This is a genomic window from Paenibacillus sp. FSL M7-1414 (genome assembly GCF_038003195.1).
In the GTDB taxonomy this organism is placed as follows: Bacteria; Bacillota; Bacilli; order Paenibacillales; family Paenibacillaceae; genus Paenibacillus; species Paenibacillus amylolyticus.
Genome location: NZ_JBBOOS010000001.1, coordinates 85,612 through 109,998, shown reverse-complemented (window position 1 = coordinate 109,998; position 24,387 = coordinate 85,612). Strand labels below are relative to the sequence as shown.

At 47.2% G+C, this 24,387-nt stretch carries 21 protein-coding genes, 1 tRNA gene and 3 rRNA genes; 7 read left to right on the top strand and 18 right to left on the bottom strand.

Annotated elements, in window-relative coordinates:
• The first annotated feature begins 3 nt into the window (after window positions 1-3).
• The 3 genes from MHH92_RS00530 (at window position 4) to MHH92_RS00520 (ending at window position 1,830) form a co-directional block, all read left to right on the top strand.
• Window positions 4-474, top strand: coding sequence for a C40 family peptidase (locus tag MHH92_RS00530; RefSeq protein ID WP_036607285.1), 471 nt, complete (start codon window positions 4-6; stop codon window positions 472-474).
• Between the two features lie 354 nt (window positions 475-828).
• Window positions 829-1,323: a GNAT family N-acetyltransferase gene (locus MHH92_RS00525; protein WP_340901557.1), complete on the top strand. Its 495-nt coding sequence runs from the start codon at window positions 829-831 to the stop codon at window positions 1,321-1,323.
• Between the two features lie 150 nt (window positions 1,324-1,473).
• On the top strand, window positions 1,474-1,830 hold the full coding sequence (locus tag MHH92_RS00520; RefSeq protein WP_036607288.1) for a c-type cytochrome: 357 nt from the start codon (window positions 1,474-1,476) through the stop codon (window positions 1,828-1,830).
• 74 nt (window positions 1,831-1,904) lie between these two features.
• Here the strand turns inward: MHH92_RS00520 and rbsK are convergent, their stop codons facing one another.
• The 4 genes from rbsK to MHH92_RS00500 are packed head-to-tail and all read right to left on the bottom strand — an operon-like array spanning window position 1,905 to window position 3,772.
• A complete protein-coding gene (rbsK, locus tag MHH92_RS00515) occupies window positions 1,905-2,888 on the bottom strand; it encodes a ribokinase (RefSeq protein WP_340901556.1) in 984 nt (327 codons plus the stop codon).
• A gap of 43 nt (window positions 2,889-2,931) precedes the next feature.
• Entirely contained in the window at window positions 2,932-3,228 is a 297-nt protein-coding gene (locus tag MHH92_RS00510; protein WP_062838136.1) for a 4a-hydroxytetrahydrobiopterin dehydratase, read from the bottom strand.
• Between the two features lie 30 nt (window positions 3,229-3,258).
• The gene (locus MHH92_RS00505; RefSeq protein ID WP_211085584.1) at window positions 3,259-3,453 is read right to left on the bottom strand and encodes a hypothetical protein; all 195 of its coding nucleotides are present in this window, start codon (window positions 3,451-3,453) and stop codon (window positions 3,259-3,261) included.
• 25 nt (window positions 3,454-3,478) lie between these two features.
• Window positions 3,479-3,772, bottom strand: coding sequence for a hypothetical protein (locus MHH92_RS00500; protein WP_036607290.1), 294 nt, complete (start codon window positions 3,770-3,772; stop codon window positions 3,479-3,481).
• A 233-nt stretch (window positions 3,773-4,005) separates the two neighbouring features.
• Here MHH92_RS00500 and motA point away from each other — a divergent pair, with 233 nt between their 5' ends.
• Entirely contained in the window at window positions 4,006-4,806 is an 801-nt protein-coding gene (motA, locus tag MHH92_RS00495; RefSeq protein WP_036607291.1) for a flagellar motor stator protein MotA, read from the top strand.
• Complete coding sequence (gene motB / locus MHH92_RS00490) at window positions 4,793-5,611, top strand: flagellar motor protein MotB (protein WP_036607292.1); 819 nt, start codon at window positions 4,793-4,795, stop codon at window positions 5,609-5,611. The genes motA and motB overlap by 14 nt, the downstream gene beginning before the upstream one ends.
• A 217-nt stretch (window positions 5,612-5,828) precedes the next feature.
• On the opposite strand, the gene rluF is transcribed toward motB, so the two are convergent.
• Together rluF and MHH92_RS00480 are read right to left on the bottom strand one after the other, a co-directional pair.
• Window positions 5,829-6,530 (bottom strand): 23S rRNA pseudouridine(2604) synthase RluF, encoded by a 702-nt coding sequence (gene rluF / locus MHH92_RS00485; protein ID WP_340388293.1) that lies wholly within the window; start codon window positions 6,528-6,530, stop codon window positions 5,829-5,831.
• 18 nt (window positions 6,531-6,548) lie between these two features.
• Window positions 6,549-8,888, bottom strand: coding sequence for an ATP-binding protein (locus tag MHH92_RS00480; RefSeq protein ID WP_036607315.1), 2,340 nt, complete (start codon window positions 8,886-8,888; stop codon window positions 6,549-6,551).
• Window positions 8,889-9,220: 332 nt separating this feature from the next.
• Between MHH92_RS00480 and tadA the strand changes: the two genes are divergently transcribed.
• Together tadA and MHH92_RS00470 are read left to right on the top strand one after the other, a co-directional pair.
• Complete coding sequence (gene tadA, locus MHH92_RS00475; protein ID WP_051447030.1) at window positions 9,221-9,727, top strand: tRNA adenosine(34) deaminase TadA; 507 nt, start codon at window positions 9,221-9,223, stop codon at window positions 9,725-9,727.
• Between the two features lie 43 nt (window positions 9,728-9,770).
• Window positions 9,771-10,340, top strand: a complete 570-nt coding sequence (locus MHH92_RS00470) for a GNAT family N-acetyltransferase (protein WP_340901555.1) — start codon at window positions 9,771-9,773, stop codon at window positions 10,338-10,340.
• A 260-nt stretch (window positions 10,341-10,600) separates the two neighbouring features.
• Here MHH92_RS00470 and MHH92_RS00465 read toward each other — a convergent pair whose 3' ends face one another.
• The 12 genes from MHH92_RS00465 to MHH92_RS00410 all read right to left on the bottom strand — a co-directional run bounded on the left by MHH92_RS00465 (window position 10,601) and on the right by MHH92_RS00410 (window position 24,105).
• Window positions 10,601-11,695, bottom strand: coding sequence for a hypothetical protein (locus MHH92_RS00465; RefSeq protein ID WP_340901554.1), 1,095 nt, complete (start codon window positions 11,693-11,695; stop codon window positions 10,601-10,603).
• A gap of 235 nt (window positions 11,696-11,930) precedes the next feature.
• Window positions 11,931-12,083 (bottom strand): small acid-soluble spore protein P, encoded by a 153-nt coding sequence (locus tag MHH92_RS00460; protein WP_340901553.1) that lies wholly within the window; start codon window positions 12,081-12,083, stop codon window positions 11,931-11,933.
• Between the two features lie 21 nt (window positions 12,084-12,104).
• Window positions 12,105-12,281 carry a hypothetical protein gene (locus MHH92_RS00455; RefSeq protein ID WP_017691325.1) on the bottom strand — a complete coding sequence of 59 codons (177 nt, stop codon included), beginning with the start codon at window positions 12,279-12,281 and terminating at the stop codon, window positions 12,105-12,107.
• Between the two features lie 29 nt (window positions 12,282-12,310).
• Window positions 12,311-12,649: a hypothetical protein gene (locus MHH92_RS00450; RefSeq protein ID WP_036607297.1), complete on the bottom strand. Its 339-nt coding sequence runs from the start codon at window positions 12,647-12,649 to the stop codon at window positions 12,311-12,313.
• Between the two features lie 192 nt (window positions 12,650-12,841).
• Window positions 12,842-12,930 (bottom strand) — tRNA-Ser (locus MHH92_RS00445).
• A gap of 197 nt (window positions 12,931-13,127) precedes the next feature.
• Entirely contained in the window at window positions 13,128-14,411 is a 1,284-nt protein-coding gene (gene serS, locus MHH92_RS00440) for a serine--tRNA ligase (protein ID WP_076254817.1), read from the bottom strand.
• Between the two features lie 273 nt (window positions 14,412-14,684).
• The gene (gene pdxT, locus MHH92_RS00435; protein ID WP_036671585.1) at window positions 14,685-15,275 is read right to left on the bottom strand and encodes a pyridoxal 5'-phosphate synthase glutaminase subunit PdxT; all 591 of its coding nucleotides are present in this window, start codon (window positions 15,273-15,275) and stop codon (window positions 14,685-14,687) included.
• A gap of 217 nt (window positions 15,276-15,492) precedes the next feature.
• Window positions 15,493-16,881, bottom strand: coding sequence for a D-alanyl-D-alanine carboxypeptidase family protein (locus MHH92_RS00430; protein WP_340901552.1), 1,389 nt, complete (start codon window positions 16,879-16,881; stop codon window positions 15,493-15,495).
• A gap of 416 nt (window positions 16,882-17,297) precedes the next feature.
• Window positions 17,298-18,755, bottom strand: a complete 1,458-nt coding sequence (guaB, locus tag MHH92_RS00425; RefSeq protein WP_017691330.1) for an IMP dehydrogenase — start codon at window positions 18,753-18,755, stop codon at window positions 17,298-17,300.
• Window positions 18,756-19,122: 367 nt separating this feature from the next.
• Window positions 19,123-19,239, bottom strand: a 5S ribosomal RNA gene (gene rrf, locus MHH92_RS00420).
• A gap of 78 nt (window positions 19,240-19,317) precedes the next feature.
• Window positions 19,318-22,245 (bottom strand): 23S ribosomal RNA (locus MHH92_RS00415).
• A 307-nt stretch (window positions 22,246-22,552) separates the two neighbouring features.
• Window positions 22,553-24,105 (bottom strand): 16S ribosomal RNA (locus MHH92_RS00410).
• The 16S, 23S and 5S rRNA genes sit together here, the layout of an rRNA operon.
• Window positions 24,106-24,387: the final 282 nt, after the last annotated feature.

The window sequence follows — 24,387 nt, the reverse complement described above, 5'->3', positions numbered from 1 at the left end:
CTCTTGTTCAAGAAGAAATTAACCGCAGCTGTACTTAGCATCACATTCGCTTTATCGCTTGGTGCAGGTAGCGCATTCGCAGATTCAAAGATGGACACAGTAATTGATTCAGCAATGGGAACTACATACAAAAGTGGGGGAACAACGCTTAACGGCTTTGACTGCTCCGGATTTACACGGTATGTATTCGACAAGTTGGGTATTGATTTGGCACGCCAATCCAGTTCCCAATTCGACATGGGCGATTCCGTATCCCGCATGGAGATGAGAGCTGGCGATCTGGTGTTCTTTAATACAACAGGTAAAGGCGTATCCCATGTAGGAATCTTTGTAGGGGATGGAAAGTTCGCACACTCCTCTTCTTCCAAAGGCGTTACGATCAGTGCATTGAGTGAAAACTATTGGGCCAATCGTTATGTTGGCGCAAAACGGATTATGAGCACGGACGCATATGAATCACTGGCCCTTGACTAGGGACAAGCTGAGCAACATGATGCTGTAACCATTAACCATACTGGAACGAAGCAAGAAGCATAACAGAACCGCCCGGTACATTCTCCGCAGGAATGTATCCGGCGGTTTTTTTGTGCTTCAATCCTTATTCATGTTGCAAGTTATACTCGGGTTATATCCTGCGACATCAACAGGTTCATTTTGCGTTCGTTCGTCCGTGCCCTTATGATGTTTTTACCCATCCCGTTATAATATAAACGAAATTACCGGAACTTTTGTTTCATTTTTTTCTTGGGAAGGAAGACTTGCTAAATGAACATCACTTTTGTAGAGTGGACAAAGAGTTCTGTTTCAAGGAAAGGAGCATGCAGGTGTATGAAGGAAACCCCTGTGACGTTTCACGTTGTACCCATGCGAGAAGAACATGCGGAGCTTATCTGCAGTTGGCAGTATGATCCGCCTTACAATATCTACAGCTGGCTCCCATGGGAGCAGATGAAAGCTCTGGAAGTGGAATTCGGAGATGCACAGCTGCGGCAGGAGCAATATGCGATCGTCCTGGATCAGAACGATCGTATATGTGGGTTTACTCAATACTTCCCACTTCAAGGGGTAACCCGAATTGGCCTTGGCATGCATCCAGAGCTGTGTGGTCAGGGTCAAGGGACAGCTTTTGTCACTGCCATTGTACAGGAAGCTATTCGCCGAAATCCCACGAATGAGATTGATCTGGAAGTACTCACTTGGAATGCTCGTGCCATTCAAGTCTATCTGAAGAGTGGATTTGTCACCCAGGATACATACGAACGACAGACCCCAAGCGGCTTGAAGCCCTTTCACTGTATGGTTTATGAAGGGCCTCGCGGTTAGAATCCATTGCAAAACAACCAAATTTGCCCCTTGTTATGTGATTAGTTCAAAAAATTCCCACAAAATGCTATGATGTCAGTACAGGTTCCGTTATAATGATATGGATAGTTTCAGGTTAGATGATCTTTCATTCTGGAGGGGACATAAGGGATGCACAAATGGATCATGAGCGGAGTATTTTTTGCAGCATGCGCTTTAGCTATTGTTTTAATGTTTACGCTTCCAGGGAAAGAAGAAGTGGCTGAAGAAGCCAAGCCAACCATGCCGGAAGTAACATTGGATGCCGGACAAGCTGAAGCACTGGTCAAAGCCAATTGTATCTCCTGTCACGGGGATCAGCTTCAAGGTGGCGTAGGACCTGCTCTGGCCAACATCGGCAGCCAGGATGATCTGGAGAAAATCTATTCTACGATTGTCAAAGGTAAAGGTGGTATGCCTTCCTTCAAGGGCAAACTGCAGGATGAAGAGATTGCAAATATCGCCATGTGGCTGTCAGAGAAGAAATAATCTCTGCACACGCATAACAAAGAGGCGCTTAATCCCCTTTTCGGAGAATAAGAGCCTCTTTGTTATATCAATTATTAAGCCTCTGCGGCATGCTCAGCCAGAAAGGCCTCAACTTCACGTGCGGACGGCATCCCGGACTGGGCGCCGAGCTTCGTCACGGATAACGCGGCCGCACCCATGGCGAAGCCTACGGCCGCGTCCAAAGTCTCACCGCGCGCGAGGACTACCGCCAGCGCGCCGTTGAAGCAATCGCCAGCGCCGGTCGTATCGAGGGCGCTTACGGCGTAGCCGGGCGCACGGCACGCGCCGGCACGCCCTGCTTGTACGCGGCCACCAGGCGCCGCCGCGTACACAGCCCCCTCGGGGCCGAGCGTCGTGACGACAGCGGCCCCGAGGGATGCGGCGAGCTCTGCGACCGCCGCATCCAGGTCTTCCGGCCGGAGATGATCCCGGCCGGTAAGCACGGCAAGCTCACTGCGGTTTGGCGTGACAACGTCGACGCACCGCAGGAGCTCCTGGGGCAGACCCGGCACCGCGGGAGCCGGGTTGAGCACCACCAGTGCGCTGCCTTCAGCCGCCAGTTGGGCGGCGCGGGTAACCGCTGGCAGCGGGATCTCCAGCTGCAGCAGCACCGCTGCGGCTGCAGTCAGGCTTTTTACCGTATCCGCCTCTTCCAGCATCTCAGGTACCACTTGCCCATTCGCACCAGGAATAACGATAATCCGGTTGTCTCCCCGAGAGAGCCAGATGGAAGCCGTCCCTGTAACCGTGTCTTCCAATATGCGAACCTTCGAGGCATCTGCACCACTTTCCGTCAGACTGTGCAGCAGACGTTCGCCAAAACCGTCCGATCCCACCGCACCAATCATCGTAGTCTGTCCACCCAGACGCGCAGCGGCAACAGCCTGGTTGGCCCCTTTGCCACCAGCGAGATAATGCAGCTCCTCACCGCTCACCGTCTCTCCCTCTTCCGGAATTGTGTCTGTCTTCACCACAAGATCCATATTGAGACTGCCTACGACAGCAATAAGAGGTTGTTTCTGATTATAGTCTGACATGTATGGTTCACTCACTTCTGGCCGCGCGATAATAACTGACCCGTTATTCCGACCTCATTTTGTCATAAGCTTCGTTATATTGCCCTGCTTCCTTGATATCTACAGATGTGATACCACCCGCATCCCATGACGTGAGACGCAGCGTAACCGTTGTATAATCAATCGTAATAAAAGGATGATGATTGAATGCTTCCGAGATCGCAGCGACCTCATCCACAAATGCAATCCCTTTCATGTAGTTGGAGAACACGAATTTACGTACAATCCACCGTCCCTCTTCCAGTTCCCAGCCTTCCAGCCTCCCCAGATGAGCTTCGACTTCCTCTTGCGAAAAAACCATGCGTTATCTTCCTCCCCATAGGATGGTACATTACAGACGTGAGTCCGTATAACCACCGACACCTTCGGCGCTATCAACAGCAACCTCAAAGGCCAGGCTCACCGCCATGCGGTTGGCCCATTTCACGACTAACATCTTACCACGGACAAGCTTCAAAATCCAATCAACTACATGGCATAGAACCACTAACCATAAGGCTTTGAGGACAATTCCAGTTCCATTCATACCCCTGAAAATGCATGTAAACACACTAAATTAAAGGTACAAATGTCAACTCTTCTTCCCCGATCAAAATATGAATGCGGTGCTGTTCCTTATCATGGATGACCACGCCACTTCCAACCGGAATAACGGACTCCTCGCCCAGCGCATAGAACAGATCCTCCGCCAACGCCTCATCCACTTCAAGTTGGTCAGATGCAGCCAGTCTCCCCCACTCTTCCGCGTCCATTTCAAAGAAAACATACCGATCCGGTATGCGTCCGATTGCCGTTGTCAGATCTGTCAAAATTCCTTCATAATCCCGTCCATGCTTTACGCCCATTGGCTTTTCACTCCTATTCGGCCCCTAAGGAGCGGATTTGATCTTATTATACCTGAAAATAGCCCTTAAAAAAAAAGGCCTTCTGGTCGATAAATACATATATGACCGTTTTAACTGTTTTAGCAACCGTAAGGATTGCCTAACATTGAACGGATTGCGGCCAAAAATTCGTCCGGAAGCCCGAACACAGCCGCTTGAAAGGATTCAATTTTATCTCATGGATGAGGTGTATGATGAACATTTCAACGATTATTGGACTAATTTTGGGGCTGGTCTCCCTTGTATTTGGTATGTTCTTGAAGGGTGCGCCCTTAATCAACCTGGTTAACAATCCCGCAGCCTACATTATTATCTTTGTTGGTACAGCAGGAACCATCTTTATCGCATTTCCGATGTCTGAAGTTAAGAAAATCCCTAAGCTTTTCGGGATTGTTTTCAAAAATCAAGTACTTATTGATCGCGTATCCCTGATCGGCACATTTATGGATTGGGCTTCCACTACCCGTCGTGAAGGTTTGCTTGCACTGGAATCAAAAGTAGAAGAGATTGACGATCAGTTCCTTCGTGGCGGTATGCGTATGATTATAGACGGCAACGATCAGGAATTTGTAAGTGATGTGCTCATGGAAGATATTCATGCTACAGAAGAGCGCCACCGTGGCAGTGCCTTGATCTTCGCTCAGGCGGGGATGTACGCACCAACGCTCGGGGTTCTCGGGGCCGTTGTAGGTCTCATCGCAGCACTTGCCGATCTCAGTGACATGGAGAAACTCTCCCATGCGATTGCGGCAGCATTTATCGCAACACTCCTTGGTATATTTAGTGGTTACGTGTTATGGCACCCGATGTCTAACAAGCTGAAACGGATGTCCAAGCAAGAAATGGAGATCAAGCTGATGATGGTTGAAGGACTGTTATCCATACAATCCGGTGTCTCCACCATCGCCATCAACCAAAAGTTATCCGTATTCCTGACACCTTCCGAACGTAAACAACTGGAAGAGAAGGAGGGATCACCAGGTGAAAAAGGCTAAGAAGCACGAACCACATGAAGAGCATATAGACGAGAGCTGGTTGCTTCCCTATTCCGACTTGATGACCTTGTTGCTCGCTCTGTTTATTGTATTGTTCGGTATGAGTTCAATCGATGCAGCTAAGTTCGAGCAGATGGCTTCCGCACTAAACAGTGCATTAAATGGAGGTTCCGGAATTCTGGACCATTCGTCCATGAATCCGGATACGCCAGGTGCTGATTTGGGTAAGAACAAACAGGAACCTACAGAAATCACCAAGAAAACACCAGCTCAGATTACAGATGCACAGATGGCTAAGAAAGAACAAGAAGACCTGGAGAAACTCAAAGAGCGACTCGACAAATATATCTCGAAGAACGGACTTTCAGACCAGCTGAACACCAAGCTGAATCAGTCTGAATTGAAGATCACCATAAGTGATAACGCCCTGTTCTCGTCAGGCCGAGCAGATGTGAAGCCTGAATCACGATCCCTGGCCAAAGCAATCTCAAGCATGCTGCAGGAGTTCCCTGAATATGAAGTGGTTGTATCCGGTCATACCGATAATATTCCCATTTCGAACAACCAATATAAGGATAACTGGGATCTAAGCGCAGATCGTGCGCTCAACTTCCTGAAAATCCTGTTGCTGAACTCGCAATTGGACCCTTCCAAATTCACACCAAGTGGTTATGGAGAGTATCACCCAATTGCCAGCAATGACACCAATACGGGACGGGCACAGAATCGCCGTGTAGAGGTATCTATCATTCGGAAGTATCAAAGTAACAATACAAATGTAAAAGCCGTTGGCGGAGGAAACTAGAGGCCTGCAGCGATTCATTAACCAAAGACCGTTCTCCAGGTACAAGGAGAACGGTCTTTTGGGTTTATATAAGGCTTATGCCTGGTTCATCTACATATTTCCTTACTATTCGGTATTATTGACTAGTCTTCATTAACTCTGCTTTCCGAAAAAAAGCCCTGCGCTCCTTTTCTTAAAGCAGAGCTTTAATCGGTTAAATTAGTCGAACTCGAACCAACTATTCCAGTGAATAGTCTAACAGACCGCCCAGCTCCGCTTTTTCAGAAGGGGTAAGCTCTCTCCATGAACCTGTCGCCATTTCTCCAAGATGGATGTTCATGATCCGAATACGCTTCAACTTACGAACCTCGTAACCAAAGGCACTACACATCCGCCGAATCTGACGGTTCTTTCCTTCAGTCAGGATGATACGGAATACTCGATCCGTCATCCGGGTCACTGTACAAGGCAGGGTCATTTCACCCAGGATCTTCACCCCAGTGCTCATACCTCTAAGGAAACTCGGGGTTACAGATCGATCAACAGTAACGATATACTCTTTCTCATGGCGCCCTTCTGATCTAAGAATCCGGTTAACGATATCACCATCATTGGTCATCAGGATCAAACCTTCCGAGTCCTTATCCAGACGTCCAATAGGAAAGATACGTTCATCGTGCCCGACAAAATCAACGATATTGCCCTGAATATGCTGCTCGGTTGTACTTGTGATCCCGATCGGTTTATTCAGCGCGATATATACGTGTTTTCTCTTTTCCTTGATTGGCTTGCCATTGATTCGTACATCGTCGCCTTCTTCTGCCTGACTGCCCAGTTCAGCCTTAACTCCATTAATGGTTACCTGACCACTATCCACCAACTTGTCGGCTTCACGCCGGGAGCAATAACCTGTTTCACTAATAAATTTATTAATACGCAAAAGGTAATCTCACCTCATCTATTTCTCTTCATCTGTAAGTGTGTCATCTGTTACCTGATCTACCTCAATAACTTCCGGTTGTTGCTCGGATGCAGGCAGTTCAATAATAACCGTTGTTCCCTTGTTCATGACGCTTTTAATATCCATCATGCCCTTATGTGATTGAATAATGCGTTGACTGACCATCAGGCCAAGCCCTGTTCCAGACTCTTTATTCGTAAAGAAAGGCTCCCCAAGCTTGGGCATCATCTCTTCCGGGATACCGATCCCTTCATCCCTGATCTCAATTCTGACGCGTTTCGATTGCTCGTCATGCTTGAGCTTGATGTGGATGTTTCCTCCATTTGGCATGGCCTCCATACCATTTTTCAGCAAATTGATGAATACTTGCTTCAACTGGTTCTCTTCACAGTGTACCATAGCCGAATCGGATGAGGCACGCAGTACAAATTCTACACCATGCAGATGCGCCTGACTATCCAGTAACGAGATGACATCGCCAAGAATAAAACGAATATCCCGATTCTGAAAATGAACCGCCTGCGGTTTCGCCAGAATCAAAAATTCACCAACAATAAGGTTGATTCGATCCAGCTCCGATAACATCAGATCCAGATGACGATGATTCAGCTTGTTGCTCTCTTGCTGTAACTGCAGGAATCCGCGCAGCGTGGTCAGTGGATTACGAATCTCATGTGCCACACCTGCTGCAAGCTGGCCCACGGTTGTTAGCTTCTCAGAACGTCTGAGCAGCTCTTCCATCCGATTACGACTTGTAATGTCCCTGGAGACGCTAATCAGCGCGGTAATCTCTCCAGCCTCGTCTCGTACCGGAGCCGTACTGACACTGACCTCTACTCGTGTCCCGTCTTTCTTCATCCAGGTGGTTTCGTTGGACGTAATGGACATCCCCTCAACGAGTTGGGCATGCTGGCGTTTCATTTCTTCTTCTGCCTCTGGCGGGATGATCTTCAGATTACGACCTTCCACCTCACGACTTCGAAAGCCATATAATTGTTCAAATGCGCGGTTAACCCGCAGCACTTTTCCTTCAAGATCCGTAATGTGAATGGCATCCGCTGTCTGATTGATAATGGACTCCAGATGTTCTTTCACCGCCCGATTCTCTTCATACATCTGTTTCAGACGACTCGTATAATGGCCCAGATTACGTATCATGGCATTAATACGATTGGCCAGTTGGCCAAGTTCATCCTTCCTCCGTACTTTCAGACGGAAATCAAAGTGCCCATCCGCTACATCATTCACTTTGCCCAGTATGGATTGGATCGGACGTGTAATATACCCTGCGAGCAAATAGCTGCCAAAGATCACAATCTCCAGCAAAACCAACGATATGGAGGCATGGCTCACCAACTGCTCAGATACCATGGAGGATATTTGCTTATAGTCCATGACAATACTGATCACATAGGAAGACTGATTGGGTGTGAAAATGGGAATAAAACTCTTCAGTACCTTCTGTTCGTGCGTTTCACTGACAAAAGATACATTTTGCCCTGTTCGAATGGCGCGCACCACAGCACGATGATCCTCATCCGTAGAACCATACTGGTATGTACCAAAACGAATCGGTCTGTTATTCAACTTGCTAAAGTTTGAATCTCTTCCGTCATCACCCATGTTCGGGCTGCCAAAAGTCAACGGATTGATGCCTGTAATCTCCAGAATGGAGGGATTGACCTCACGAATTTTATTTAAAATCTCATCCGGACTAGAGATTTTCACATAGTCATCAACTTCCGTATTATTATAGAAGGGATTGATTATGTAGTTTCTCTTTCCATCATGGTAGTAACCCCAGATATCAATATCCGAAGGACTGGATGTCGAATATTCGAATCCATCTGACCAGAAATGCTCCAACTTCTGCCCTTGGGGAATCGTCACCTGTTGTTTTTCAAACAATTGCTTAAAGGCCTGATACCAATAAGTCATGGATTTGGTGGACAGCCCGATTTCTCTCGGATCTGAGGAGCGGTTAACAACGATGTCATCATCCGTCTGCTCCATTAGCGAAATATGTGAGACGCCGACCTTTTGGCTCAAGCGTACAAGTTCTTCATTTGTGATATTATTAATATCCGGGTCCAATTCTTCCGCTGCCATGACAGCAGCAAGCCACAGATTGTTTCCAATCTGCCGTTTTACATAATCCGAACTGTATTGATTCTGTTCGACAGCAATTGCAATCTGCTTTGCAGTGAGCACCATCTTGGTTTCACTGTCCTGCCTCAGATTCTCTTCTGTAGTATAATAACTCAGTGCGATATTCAACACTAAAATAACGAGCACTGAGCACGACATAATCATGGATAATTTCGTTTTAATAGACAAGTTTTTTTGTTCACCTCTCGGCTTGTACCCTCTGGCGATATATGGCAAAACCTATCTCCATCATAACGCTTGTATGTCTTTTTGAAAAGGATAATTGACCTGTGTCCAAAAGTTACCGAATGACTGAAAAGCTCGAAATTTGTTGTTTTTTGCATTTTCGAACTCTACAATGAAATTAATCACTATATTTATCCACATACCCACAGGCTTGTGGATAGTTTGTTTATAACTATGTGAGCAACTACGCGGTTATCCACAATTCTATACACAACATGTTAACAACCCGAATATTTGTTCGCTGAATAAACGATTTTGGAAGGAGTTATATAGTAATGAATGACCATTCTCTCCAGCCCGATCTTGGGAATTTATCTGAAGAGGCTCAACATGAGCACTGGATGCGAGAGGCCATTGCCGAGGCCTACAAGGCTGAGGCTCTTGGGGAAGTGCCGATTGGAGCTGTAATCGTACAAAATAACCAAATTATTGGTCGGGGATACAATCTGCGTGAAACTACACTGGATTCCACCGCCCATGCAGAGATGGTGGCTATTCGTCAGGCCAGCGAGACCATCGGAGCTTGGCGTTTGTTGGATTGTTCTCTGTACGTCACACTGGAACCTTGTCCAATGTGTGCAGGTGCAATTGTACAATCCAGGGTCCCCCGCGTTATCTATGGTACGGCTGATCCCAAGGCAGGCTGTGCAGGTACACTGATGAATCTGCTACAGGAGCCGCGTTTTAACCATCGCACCGAGGTTATTGCGGATATTCTCCAACCTGAATGCTCCACGATGCTAACTCAATTTTTCAGAAGTCTGCGCCAAAAGTTAAAGTAGTCACCGACTACAAACATCCCAATTAGAAAGGAAGTGTGCTGTAATGGCACTAACACTCTATGATACAGCCAATGGCATAAGCCTTCGGTTGCTCACACCCCAAGATACACAGTCCTATTTGGACCTGATTCAGGTCACACGCGTCCCCTACCAGTCTGTAGAACCCGTGCGAGACGATGAATTCTATACACTGGATGCTCAGACTCGGCGGATTGAGGATCGGGTCAAGGCAGCAGAAGATGGTACAGGATATCAATTTGGAATCTATACTATTAAAGACAGCCTGCTAATTGGACAAGTAAGTATCAACAATGTCGTATTGGGCGTTGCCAATTATGCGGATACGGGTTACTTTATCCATCCAGATTATCAGGGTGGCGGACGAATGACAGCAGCGGTTAAACTGGCCGTAGCTTATGGCTTCCGTGCGCTAAAGTTAAATCGGATTCAGGCTGCAGTATTGCCCTCCAACAAAGGTTCACAGCGCGTTCTGGAGAAGAACGGATTCCAGTTTGAAGGTACTGCTCGCAAATACCTCAAGATCAACGGCAAATATCAGGATCATCAGATCTATGCTGTACTTGCTGAAGACTTGGACGAACTTACGAATTAATTGATTTAGAAGCTTCCCAATAAAGCTGTCTGTATTCCCAATTCAACAATATACAAGTTTAATGTACAAAACCGCACTACCCTAGTTATGTAGGAGAGAGTGCGGTTTTATCTGTATATATCACCAGCCACGATTCAACTTCAAAGATCAATTATTTTGCGGATATCCCCCTTATGCTGTGTAACAAAAAAAACCGCCTGTACCCAAGCGGAAGGAGATTATCCTTCACTTGAATCACAGACGGTTTGAACTCAGCGAGATTAGTATCCGTATGAAGCGTTCATCAATTCTTCGAACTCTTGCATAGTAATTACGTCATCGCCAGTAGGGATGTTGATTTTGAATGCTGCTTTTTCGTTAATCTTAGTGTACGTATTGGAACCGGTAAATGCCAATTTCACTTCGTCTTTTGTACCTTCTGGCTTGATCAGCACATCAGCGACCATCTTTTGATATACAGGGAAGTCGTTTTTGTCCAATGCGAAATCGATGTTGAATTGGTTGATTGTCAGAACATCTTTCAATTTATCCAAGTCTTTAGCCATTTCAGCCTGATCTGCTTCAGTGATCTTCAGATCTTCTTTAGCTTTGTCGATATCAGCCTGATCCATTTGCAGCATTTCACGATATTCCTCTTTGGACAGAATATCCAATACTTTAGGCATAGCTTTTGTTACCAGTACAGTAACTGCTTCTTTAACATTGTCATTATTCACCGAGAATTGTACAACTTGCTTCGCATCTACACCTTCAGGAAGTTGTGCATCTTTGGTGTCTAGATTTTTGAAGAATTTAGCTTGATCGTACTCGCTCAGCACTGCGTCCATGACTTCGTTGCTCAGCTTTTGCGTTTTGGCTGCGTCCATAGCATCAGGGTTCCATTCTGTACCCTCTTGCTCAGCCAGTTCTTTCAGGTCAAGTTCCAGGAATTTGCCTACAACGTTCTCCGGAATCGGGAAGAACGGAATATTCGGCACTTTCACATAGAGTTTCTCTGCCGTCATCACCATTGGGATGTTAAAGGTCATACCCATGTCGCCTTTAAGCTCGATGCCAAGAGTCATCTCTGTCTGCATTGGCTCACTTTGGTATACACCTGTTACATTCAACTGAGCATCCTTCAGCATGCTCATAAACTGAGTCATGGTAGGATCAGTTTGTGAAGCATCCCCAGGTTTATAGCTCAATTCATTAATAGTGAAATTAGAACTCATTTCATACGAAGTCAATTTGGAAGCATTGGCCGCAGCCGTCTTCAATGCCTCTTTTGGTTCCTGCTTGCTGCTACATGCTGTCAATGCCATAGATACGGTCAACAGCAACGTGAGAAGAAGCGCCCCCATACGTTTAGTCATTTGTTTCTCTCCTCTCGTGATAACCCCAAAAAAAAGTAATTCAATATCAATGATATACCATATCACCAGATACCGAAACCTAATTTGGGAAAAATGTGATCTTTCCTCTTTAAAATGGCTACAAAGACCTATGTCAGCTTTGGGAATAACCATGTGCCTGTCTTTATATATGTATGAATACGCAAAAGCCCCCTGTTAGGTAACAAGGGACTTTTGCGTGATTCTGTTTCTTCTATTAACCTTGGGGGTTCAAATGATCCACATGATTTTGATTTTTTACTTTTTTGGAACCGGATAATGGTTCCTGCATGGAAGAGCGTTTGGATGAATGACGATGCTGTTCGGATGCTTGCGCTTCCGGTACGGGAATTGTTTTTGATTTGCTCATATTATTGCCCCCTCATCATTGTTAGGAATGGGATGGGTCCCTATCTTCCGTTTTGTCATGATTCAGTGCATCCTGATGACGGCGATCATTAATATCTTGCTGAATTTGCTGGGCATGATGACTGTTTACGGCAGGCTGCTCCAGATCATCGACTACATTTTGCAGGTTTTTGTCTACTCCCGCTTTGGCTTTAGTCAATTGAGTTCACTCCTTCAGATTTCAGGCTATTATCTCGTCTGGGATTGTAACGACTGGGCGCATTCATGAATGTGCCGTGTATAATCGTGAGCCAGTTCCTGAATCGGTTCTGTACGCTCATCCGTCGTTCGTCCATCCCGTTCCACATCAATCAGCTGTACGCTGACTTCACGGGAATCGACATATGCACATTTGAAATCAAAAGAGTACATCTCGTGCCCTGCTGTAGCAATGTGTATCCGAATCGCCTGCTGATCGGCTTCATCGGCCATTACCTGAGCCTGGTCTCCAACATTCAGGACTTGAGGCAAACGTTCTTGCCAAGCCCCTACAAGCTCTGTCTGATCGATGTTTAACTCGCGGTTCATCTTACCACCTCCACTCCTATAAAGTGCGGCGATGAAGATGTTTTTATACATATTAGCCTTATTCAAAATATAACGTTGTACTGAGCAACGTATACATCGGTCACCAACCTGTATGCTCACTACGCTGGACAAACTCACAACGCAAAAAAGGACTCGAGCGAGATCGCTCGAATCCTTGTTATAAGTGTAGTATGGCGGAGAGGGTGGGATTCGAACCCACGTGGAGTTGCCCCCTAACGGTTTTCAAGACCGCCCCGTTATGACCGCTTCGGTACCTCTCCAGGGAATTAACTTTTATAAACTTGCCACGAAAAGTATCATACCACATCTCGACATTATAATGCAACCTTTTTATATTAAAATTGATAATCCCGTATCAGACAACTGCCTCAGTTATACAAAACACTCCAATCCGCCATTCCAAAATGACGGATTGAATTAGTATTCCCCTTGATGAGGATGGTTAGCTAACTCTAACTTAAGAGCGACGTGCGATCACACTTGCACCGCCCATATAAGGACGCAATGCTTCAGGAATGACAACCGTACCATCTTCCTGTTGATAGTTCTCCAGGATAGCGGCTACCGTCCGTCCAACAGCCAATCCTGACCCGTTCAATGTATGAACAAATTCCGGTTTGGCTTTTGGCTCTCTGCGGAAACGGATATTGGCACGACGTGCCTGGAAGTCCTCACAGTTGGAGCACGAAGAAATCTCACGATAAGTGTCGCTCTCAGGCAACCACACTTCAATATCATACGTTTTAGCTGAAGTGAAGCCCATATCTGCCGTGCACAAAGTCAGGACGCGATACGGCAAGCCCAACAATTGAAGCACACGCTCTGCATTTTGAGTCATTTGCTCCAGCTCTTCATACGAAGTCTCCGGAGTAGAGAGCTTGAGCAGCTCTACTTTGTTGAATTGATGCTGACGAATCAAACCGCGTGTATCCCGTCCAGCCGAACCGGCTTCAGAGCGGAAACAAGAGCTGTATGCCACAAAGTGCTTAGGCAATTGATCTACATTCAGAATCTCTTCGCGATGATAGTTCGTTACCGGAACTTCAGCAGTAGGGATCAGATAATATTCGGTATCTTTCAACTTGAACAGGTCTTCTTCGAACTTAGGCAGTTGACCTGTTCCAAACAAGCTGTCCCGATTAACAATGTATGGAGGCAGAATCTCTTCATATCCATGTTGATCGCTGTGCAGATCCATCATGAAGTTAATCAATGCACGTTCCAGACGTGCGCCCAGACCTTTATAAAAGGTAAAACGGGAACCTGTTACTTTGGCAGCCGCTTCAAAATCAAGAATATCGAGATCCTGCGCAATTTCCCAGTGTGCTTTTGGTGCAAAAGTAAATGACTTCGGCTCTTCCCAACGACGAATCTCAACATTGTCGTCTTCAGAAGCTCCAATAGGTACACTTTCGTTAGGAATATTAGGAATCGCCATTGTGAGATCATTGATCTTCACTTCCAGTTCCCGAACTTCCTCGTCCATGGCTTTGATTCGATCAGACACTTCGCGCATCTCCACAATCAGATCATCAGCATTCTCACGATTCTTCTTCAGTCTAGCAACTTCCGCAGAAACCGTATTCCGACGGCTCTTCAGTGTTTCACTCTCTTGAAGCAATTCCCGACGCTTGGCATCCATCTCGGTAAATCCAGCGATAAGATCCAGCGATTTGCCACGTTTAGTCAATGCTTCTTCTACACGTGCATACTCATTCCGCAATATTTTCACATCAAGCACGATATACCCCTCCTAAATAACCTCACAACGTGAAGCCTTATGTTAAAATCCATTCTCATAACTCTACTGTATACACCTTACTATATACTTATCGGAACCTGTAACCCAAAAAAAACCTATATCCCCCTTGTCACCCTCCGCTGCGATTCCCGCTATGAAGCAGATACAGGCAACATCAGGCATCCGTTCAGATGCAACTGCCATCCAGCGGCCTTACACGGCTTCTGGGGAAGTGATCCGATGACCGGGAGATCATAGGTTGTACATCATGCATTATTTAGAGTCTACCGTGTGTTTGTAGGATCTGGCCATGTCTACAAAATAAGTATGCAGACGATAGTCATCCGTCAATTCCGGATGGTAGGAGCAAGCCAGCAAATGTCCCTGACGAGCCGTAACAATCTCATCCTTGTATGTGGAGAGTACCTCCACCTGGTCTCCGACACTCTCGATCAAGGGCGCCCGTATAAATACAGCCCTTACCGTCTCCTCAATGCCTTTGACTGGCAAATCCGTCTCAAAACTCTCTCTCTGCCGTCCAAATGCATTTCGGGATACTGTCATATCCATTAGCTCCAAATGAGCTTCTTCTTGCCCTGCAATGTGTTTAGCCATAACGATCAAGCCAGCACAGGTACCAAATACCGGTTTGCCCTCAGCAGCAAACGCCCGAATGGCATCCATAAACCCATACTTGCGCATCAGTTTACCAATCGTCGTGCTTTCCCCGCCAGGAAGGATAAGACCATCCAAATCCTCCAATTGCTGAACCTGTTTGATAGCTATACCTTCTGCTCCAGCACGTTCAATACTTCGAATATGCTCTGTGACAGCTCCTTGAAGTGCTAAAACGCCGATCTTCATACGCTCATTCCCCTTCTCTTACCAGCCACGATCTTGCATACGGTAAACGAACATTGTACTTTTTCACTTCATCATACGTGAATTCTAACTTGATATTTTACCGGAAAAATTGTAAATATACAATCCATCCGGTCGGAATAACTTGTATTTTGTCAATGATATGACCATGTAAACATTAAAATCATGATCATACTCTCTCCATGAAGTTCGCTAAGGCTTAGAACAGGTTTTTGATTCCGTCAAAAAGATCCACAAAGAAATCCTTCACAGCACGGAAGAACAAACGGAACCATCCGCCTTTTTCAGCCTCTTCAGCAGTGATCAAGTTCACTGTTTTTTCCTGTGGCTCAATTCCATCTGCTTTATACGTGTACGTTACCGTACCAACCTTCGTACCTGCCTTGAGTGGTGCTACCAACTTGTCAGCCTCAGTTACGTTGGCTTTGAACGTCACATTCAGGTTCTGAGTACCTTTGGGAACAACGAAACTTACCGCATTATCTGTTACAACAGGAACGGTTGTTTCTTTCCCTTTTTTCAAAGGTACCGCTTCCCAGCCCGTCACTTTGGTCTTGCCTGCAACAGCCTGTTTCACTTCAAAGTTGTTAAATCCATAGTCCAATACCTTTTTAGTTTCTCTGAAACGTGCGGATTCCGAATCTGTGCCCATAACAACACTAATTAGACGCATACCGTTACGTTCTGCTGTACCTGTAAAGTTATTACCTGCGTTCGTGGTATGGCCTGTTTTCATTCCATCCAGACCTTCATAGGCATAGCTTTTGAAATTGGTTATATTTTTATTCGCTTCCAGCATCCAGTTGTAATTGATAATTGGAGCTTTATCATTGGGACGGAACTTGTAGGATTGAATCGTTGTGAATTCTTTGTAGTCTGGGTGATCCATAATGATGTATCGGCATAGAATTGCAGCATCCAGAGCGGACATCACCGTTTCCTTGTCTTCAGCTGGGCGGAAATCAGCAGGCATATCTGCTCGATCGAGACCGGAAGAGTTGATGAAGAACGTATCCTTCATGCCCATACGCTTCGCTTCATCATTCATCATTTTCACGAAAGCTTCTTCCGAACCGGCAACATGTTCAGCCAAAGCAACCGTAGCATCATTGGCAGAGCCAACAGCCATAGCAATATAGAGATCCTTAACTGTGTGCTGGTCACCTTCCGCGAGGAAAATTCGCGACCCGATACTTTGTGCAGCATTCTTTTTAACAGTTACAATATCGTCCCAACCGAATTTACCTTGTTTGACTTGTTCGGCGACAATGTACTCTGTCATCATTTTGGTCATACTTGCAGGTGGCATCGCTTTATCCGCATCAACATTTAGTAGAATCTGTCCCGTTGAGGCTTCCATTAGCACCGCTGATCTAACCTCAAGCCCAAGTGAGTCTACCCCAGGCACCTTTACGGCTTTTTCCGTCTTTGTTGTTGTTGCCGCAGCAGTCAGAACCTGACTGGAGTTGTCCACAGCAGCCATGACCGGCATTACTGCAGACATGCAAAGCATGTTAATTAGCATTACCGAGGCTACGCTCTTTTTGAGCATTTGGCGTTTCTTTTTATTCATGTGTTTGGCTTTCAATGATGAATACTCCCTTCGATCCAAAGCATTGTTAATTGCTTCAGTGCAGCTTATGCTGCGATTTTCTTGTTCCCTAACCTGCGTGTTTGATGTATGAGATGTGTGCTATATGCGCTGTATCGAACGAGCAATATTATTGCTCCTAAAGTTCGTTATCGATTGTCACTTAGTCCGCATTTTGCAAATGCTTATGTAAAAGGACGTCCGCGCTTCTGTTTAACTGGCAGCCTTATCTGGCACTGCATTTGCTTTTCAAAACCATATTCATAGATTCACGTCAAATAGCCGCCGCAACGCCTTAATCCATCCATGGATCGTCACCGCTTGTTCTATTCTATCACAGGGGTATCTGCAAAAAAAGACAGACCCGGTGAAAATCACCGAGCCTGTCCTGGAAATGATTAACTCTCTTCGGATTACAACGAGTAGTTAGGTGCTTCTTTGGTAATCTGTACATCATGGGGATGACTTTCGCGCAGTCCCGCACCTGTAATTCGGATAAAGCCTGTATCGTTACGGAGTTGCTCCAAGTTACTTGTACCACAGTATCCCATACCCGAACGCAGACCACCAATCAGTTGGTGGATCGTATCAGACAATGGTCCTTTGTAAGCGACACGACCTTCGATTCCTTCCGGAACCAGTTTTTTGTCATCATCTTGGAAGTAACGATCTTTACTACCTTGTTTCATTGCAGCCATTGAACCCATACCGCGGTATACTTTGTAGCTACGTCCTTGGAAGATTTCAGTTTCTCCCGGGCTTTCTGCTGTGCCGGCAAACAAACTTCCCAGCATCACCGCGTGTGCGCCTGCAGCCAGTGCCTTTGTAATTTCACCAGAATATTTAATTCCACCATCCGCGATAATCGGAACTCCATATTCGCGTGCCACTGTTGCACAATCGTACACTGCAGTTACTTGAGGTACACCAATACCAGCGATAACACGTGTTGTACAAATCGAACCTGGACCAATACCCACTTTGACTACCGAAGCCCCTGCTTCGATCAGGTCACGAGTGGCAGCGCCAGTAGCGACGTTACCTGCAACGATGGTCAGGCTAGGGAAACGTTCACGAAGCTGACGTACAGCTTCAATGATATTGATGTGGTGTCCGTGAGCCGAGTCTACCGTAATCAGGTCGACACCAGCTTGTACCAAAGCATCAGCACGTTCAAATGTATCTTTGGAAATACCAATCGCTGCACCAACCAACAAACGTCCTTGAGCGTCTTTGGCTGCATGAGGGAATTGAATGGCTTTCTCAATATCTTTAATCGTGATAAGACCTTTCAACGTGTTTGTCTCATCAACTAATGGAAGTTTCTCAATCTTGTGCTTCTGAAGGATACCCTCAGCTTCTTGAAGTGTAGTGCCTACAGGAGCGGTAACCAGATTCTCACGAGTCATGACTTCGCTAATTTTGATGCCGTAATCATGGATAAAACGCAGATCGCGGTTAGTCAAAATACCAACCAGCTTCTGATCTCCTTCAATAATAGGTACACCGGAGATCCGATATTTCGCCATTACTGCTTCTGCATCAGATACCAGATGATCTGCCGTCAGTGAGAACGGGTTTGTAATAACACCACTCTCCGAACGCTTAACACGATCTACTTCTTCTGCCTGTTGTTCAACCGACATATTTTTATGAATAATACCGATACCGCCTTCACGTGCAATGGCAATAGCCAATGTCGCTTCAGTTACTGTATCCATACCCGCACTGATCAAAGGAATATTTAGCTTTACAGTATCACTCAAACGAATAGATACATCTACTTCTTTAGGCAGTGTCTCGGATTTCCGTGGCACTAGCAATACATCATCAAAGGTGAGGCCTTCCTTACCAAATTTATCTTCCCACACGCAAGTGTTCCTCCTTATGTTTGCTCAGCTTTACGGTCCAAAACCCGAAGATTCCAGGCTGTATTTTACGCCGAAAATACGTTTTCTGAAAAATTTATTATTGCCATCTTAGCAAAGCGATATTTAGACTGTCAAGGAAAAGTACTTGGTTATATCAGGTGTATTGCCTGATGAACACAACTGTTTTTCCAGAGCGGACAAGTTTAGTTATTACGCAAAAAAACGTCAATTCGTATCGAATAACGTTACATGTATACATCCTATTGTGCTGATAAATTAACAAATTCAATCTGTATTTTAATCCCATACTGCATAATAAAAATATATAATAAAAACCACCACCGAATAACATCGGCAGTGGTTCTTTGCTTGGCGGCGTCCTACTCTCCCAGGACCCTGCGGTCCAAGTACCATCGGCGCTAGAGGGCTTAACGGTCGTGTTCGGGATGGGTACGTGTGGAACCCCTCCGCCATCGCCACCAAACGCATAGCATAGCTTACATTCAGAGATCGTTCTCTGAAAACTAGATTCGAAACGAAACATGCGAATTATCACTTGCTATTGGATAAGCCCTCGACCGATTAGTACTGGTCAGCTCCATGCATTGCTGCACTTCCACCCCCAGCCTATCTACCTCGTCGTCTTCAAGGGGTCTTACATACTGGGAAATCTCATCTTGAGGGGGGCTTCACGCTTAGATGCTTTCAGCGTTTATCCCGTCCGTACATAGCTACCCAGCGGTGCTCCTGGCGGAACAACTGGTACACCAGCGGTACGTCCATCCCGGTCCTCTCGTACTAAGGACAGCTCCTCTCAAATTTCCTACGCCCACGACAGATAGGGACCGAACTGTCTCACGACGTTCTGAACCCAGCTCGCGTACCGCTTTAATGGGCGAACAGCCCAACCCTTGGGACCTACTTCAGCCCCAGGATGCGATGAGCCGACATCGAGGTGCCAAACCTCCCCGTCGATGTGGACTCTTGGGGGAGATAAGCCTGTTATCCCCAGGGTAGCTTTTATCCGTTGAGCGATGGCCCTTCCATGCGGTACCACCGGATCACTAAGCCCGACTTTCGTCCCTGCTCGACTTGTAGGTCTCGCAGTCAAGCTCCCTTATGCCTTTGCACTCTTCGAATGATTTCCAACCATTCTGAGGGAACCTTTGGGCGCCTCCGTTACTCTTTAGGAGGCGACCGCCCCAGTCAAACTGCCCACCTGACACTGTCCCCGCACCGGATTACGGTACCAGGTTAGAACCTAGATACGATCAGGGTGGTATCCCAACGTTGCCTCCACGCAAGCTGGCGCTCACGTTTCAAAGGCTCCCACCTATCCTGTACAGATCGTACCCAAATTCAATATCAAGCTGCAGTAAAGCTCCATGGGGTCTTTCCGTCTTGTCGCGGGTAACCTGCATCTTCACAGGTATTAAAATTTCACCGGATCTCTCGTTGAGACAGCGCCCAAGTCGTTACGCCATTCGTGCGGGTCAGAATTTACCTGACAAGGAATTTCGCTACCTTAGGACCGTTATAGTTACGGCCGCCGTTTACTGGGGCTTCGGTTCACAGCTTCGGGATTGCTCCCTAACCACTCCCCTTAACCTTCCAGCACCGGGCAGGCGTCAGCCCGTATACTTCGCCTTACGGCTTCGCACAGACCTGTGTTTTTGCTAAACAGTCGCTTGGGCCTTTTCACTGCGGCCCCCTCGTGCTATTCACACTACCGGGGCACCCCTTCTCCCGAAGTTACGGGGTCATTTTGCCGAGTTCCTTAACGAGAGTTCTTCCGCGCGCCTTAGAATACTCTTCTCGCCTACCTGTGTCGGTTTGCGGTACGGGCACCATCACCTGGCTAGAGGCTTTTCTTGGCAGTGTGAGATCATGACCTTCGCTACTATAATTTTCGCTCCCCATCACAGCTCAGCCTTACAATGTGCGGATTTGCCTACACATCAGCCTTACTGCTTAGACGGACATCCATCAGTCCGCGTCACTACCCTACTGCGTCCCCCCATTGCTCATAACGGCTTACGGTGGTACAGGAATTTCGACCTGTTGTCCTTCGACTACGCCTTTCGGCCTCGCCTTAGGTCCCGACTTACCCTGAGCGGACGAGCCTTCCTCAGGAACCCTTAGGCTTTCGGCGGATCAGATTCTCACTGATCTTTTCGTTACTCATACCGGCATTCTCACTTGTATAATGTCCAGCGCTCCTTACGGTACACCTTCAACCCTTATACAACGCTCCCCTACCCCTGATGCAAAGCATCAAGCCATAGCTTCGGTGGTGTGTTTAGCCCCGTTACATTTTCGGCGCAGAGTCACTCGACCAGTGAGCTATTACGCACTCTTTAAATGATGGCTGCTTCTAAGCCAACATCCTGGTTGTCTGTGCAACTCCACATCCTTTCCCACTTAACACACACTTGGGGACCTTAGCTGATGGTCTGGGCTGTTTCCCTTTTGACAATGGATCTTAGCACTCACTGTCTGACTCCCGGAAGTAAGTCTATGGCATTCGGAGTTTGACTGAGCTTGGTAACCCTTGCGGGCCCCGCACCCAATCAGTGCTCTACCTCCACGACTCTAGTTTCCGAGGCTAGCCCTAAAGCTATTTCGGGGAGAACCAGCTATCTCCGAGTTCGATTGGAATTTCTCCGCTACCCCCACCTCATCCCCGCATTTTTCAACATGCGTGGGTTCGGGCCTCCAGTGCGTGTTACCGCACCTTCACCCTGGACAGGGGTAGATCACCCGGTTTCGGGTCTACGTCCACGTACTCAATCGCCCTATTCAGACTCGCTTTCGCTGCGGCTCCGGCTCTTCACCTTAACCTTGCACGGGAACGTAACTCGCCGGTTCATTCTACAAAAGGCACGCCATCACCCCTAAAACGGGCTCTGACTTTTTGTAAGCACACGGTTTCAGGTTCTATTTCACTCCCCTTCCGGGGTGCTTTTCACCTTTCCCTCACGGTACTGCTTCACTATCGGTCGCTAGGAAGTATTTAGCCTTGGCAGATGGTCCTGCCGGATTCATACGGGGTTTCACGTGCCCCGCACTACTCGGGATCCGTCTCGGAGGGAACAGACTTTCAACTACAGGGCTTTTACCTTCTTTGGCGGGCCTTTCCAGACCTCTTCGCTTAACCGGTTCCTTTGTAACTCCATGTGAGACGTCCCACAACCCCAAAGAGCAAGCTCTCTGGTTTGGGCTTCTCCGCGTTCGCTCGCCGCTACTGACGGAATCACTATTGTTTTCTCTTCCTCAGGGTACTTAGATGTTTCAGTTCCCCTGGTATGCCTCTACACAACCTATGTATTCAGTTATGAGTAACTGGAAATTACCCCAGCTGGGTTTCCCCATTCGGACACCCCCGGATCAAAGCTTGCTTACAGCTCCCCGAGGCAGTTTCGTTGTTCGCCACGTCCTTCATCGGCTCCTAGCGCCTAGGCATCCTCCGTGTGCTCTTAGTAGCTTAACCTCGTGCTCCGGTTTCGACTGCTCGCTTCCCTTGGTTTGCTTGCGCAAAGCCAAAAGTCGCTCCCATTCGATACCATCGTACGTGCAATCTACCGTTTTTATTGAAACTTGTTTAACACAAGTTCAGCTAAAAAGGAATGTTCTAATTCGCGTTTGTTTCGTTTCGATATCTAGTTTTCAAAGAACAAGCTCCATGCAAAAGCAAGCTGTTTTGAGAGTTTGAGCTCTCAAAACCGAACAACGAGTGAGTGTTTTGCAGCTAAGCTGCGTATTTGAATGTTTCCGTTGCAGGAAACGATTCTCCATAGAAAGGAGGTGATCCAGCCGCACCTTCCGATACGGCTACCTTGTTACGACTTCACCCCAATCATCTATCCCACCTTCGGCGGCTGGCTCCTTGCGGTTACCCCACCGACTTCGGGTGTTATAAACTCTCGTGGTGTGACGGGCGGTGTGTACAAGACCCGGGAACGTATTCACCGCGGCATGCTGATCCGCGATTACTAGCAATTCCGACTTCATGCAGGCGAGTTGCAGCCTGCAATCCGAACTGAGACCGGCTTTGTTGGGATTGGCTCCATCTCGCGATTTCGCAGCCCGTTGTACCGGCCATTGTAGTACGTGTGTAGCCCAGGTCATAAGGGGCATGATGATTTGACGTCATCCCCACCTTCCTCCGGTTTGTCACCGGCAGTCTATCTAGAGTGCCCACCCGAAGTGCTGGCAACTAAATATAAGGGTTGCGCTCGTTGCGGGACTTAACCCAACATCTCACGACACGAGCTGACGACAACCATGCACCACCTGTCTCCTCTGTCCCGAAGGAAAGATACATCTCTGCATCGATCAGAGGGATGTCAAGACCTGGTAAGGTTCTTCGCGTTGCTTCGAATTAAACCACATACTCCACTGCTTGTGCGGGTCCCCGTCAATTCCTTTGAGTTTCAGTCTTGCGACCGTACTCCCCAGGCGGAGTGCTTAATGTGTTAACTTCGGCACCAAGGGTATCGAAACCCCTAACACCTAGCACTCATCGTTTACGGCGTGGACTACCAGGGTATCTAATCCTGTTTGCTCCCCACGCTTTCGCGCCTCAGCGTCAGTTACAGCCCAGAGAGTCGCCTTCGCCACTGGTGTTCCTCCACATATCTACGCATTTCACCGCTACACGTGGAATTCCACTCTCCTCTTCTGCACTCAAGTCACCCAGTTTCCAGTGCGATCCGGGGTTGAGCCCCGGGATTAAACACCAGACTTAAATGACCGCCTGCGCGCGCTTTACGCCCAATAATTCCGGACAACGCTTGCCCCCTACGTATTACCGCGGCTGCTGGCACGTAGTTAGCCGGGGCTTTCTTCTCAGGTACCGTCACCTTGAGAGCAGTTACTCTCCCAAGCGTTCTTCCCTGGCAACAGAGCTTTACGATCCGAAAACCTTCATCACTCACGCGGCATTGCTCCGTCAGGCTTTCGCCCATTGCGGAAGATTCCCTACTGCTGCCTCCCGTAGGAGTCTGGGCCGTGTCTCAGTCCCAGTGTGGCCGATCACCCTCTCAGGTCGGCTACGCATCGTCGCCTTGGTGAGCCGTTACCTCACCAACTAGCTAATGCGCCGCAGGCCCATCCCCAAGTGACAGATTGCTCCGTCTTTCCAGTTTCCTTCAGGCGAAGAAAACAATTATTCGGTATTAGCTACCGTTTCCGGTAGTTGTCCCAAACTTGAGGGCAGGTTGCCTACGTGTTACTCACCCGTCCGCCGCTAACCATCCGAGAAGCAAGCTTCTCTTCAAGTCCGCTCGACTTGCATGTATTAGGCATGCCGCCAGCGTTCGTCCTGAGCCAGGATCAAACTCTCCAATAAAGTATTGAAAAGAGCGATAAGCTCATTTTGAATCTGACGAGATTAAAAATCTCATTTGTGCTCCAGCCGATTCAAGCCAAGGCTTGTCTCAAACTTTCGCGTTCATTCTGCAAGCAGAATGTTTACTCACTCGTTGTTCAGTTTTCAAAGATCAAACTTATTTTTGTTACCGAATGTCGTTCTCTTCAGCAACTTTTATATCTTATCACATCCGAACCAACTTTGCAAGCTCTTTTTTTAAGTTTCTTTCGAAGCTTATTTCATTTGCTTGCCGCACCGTGT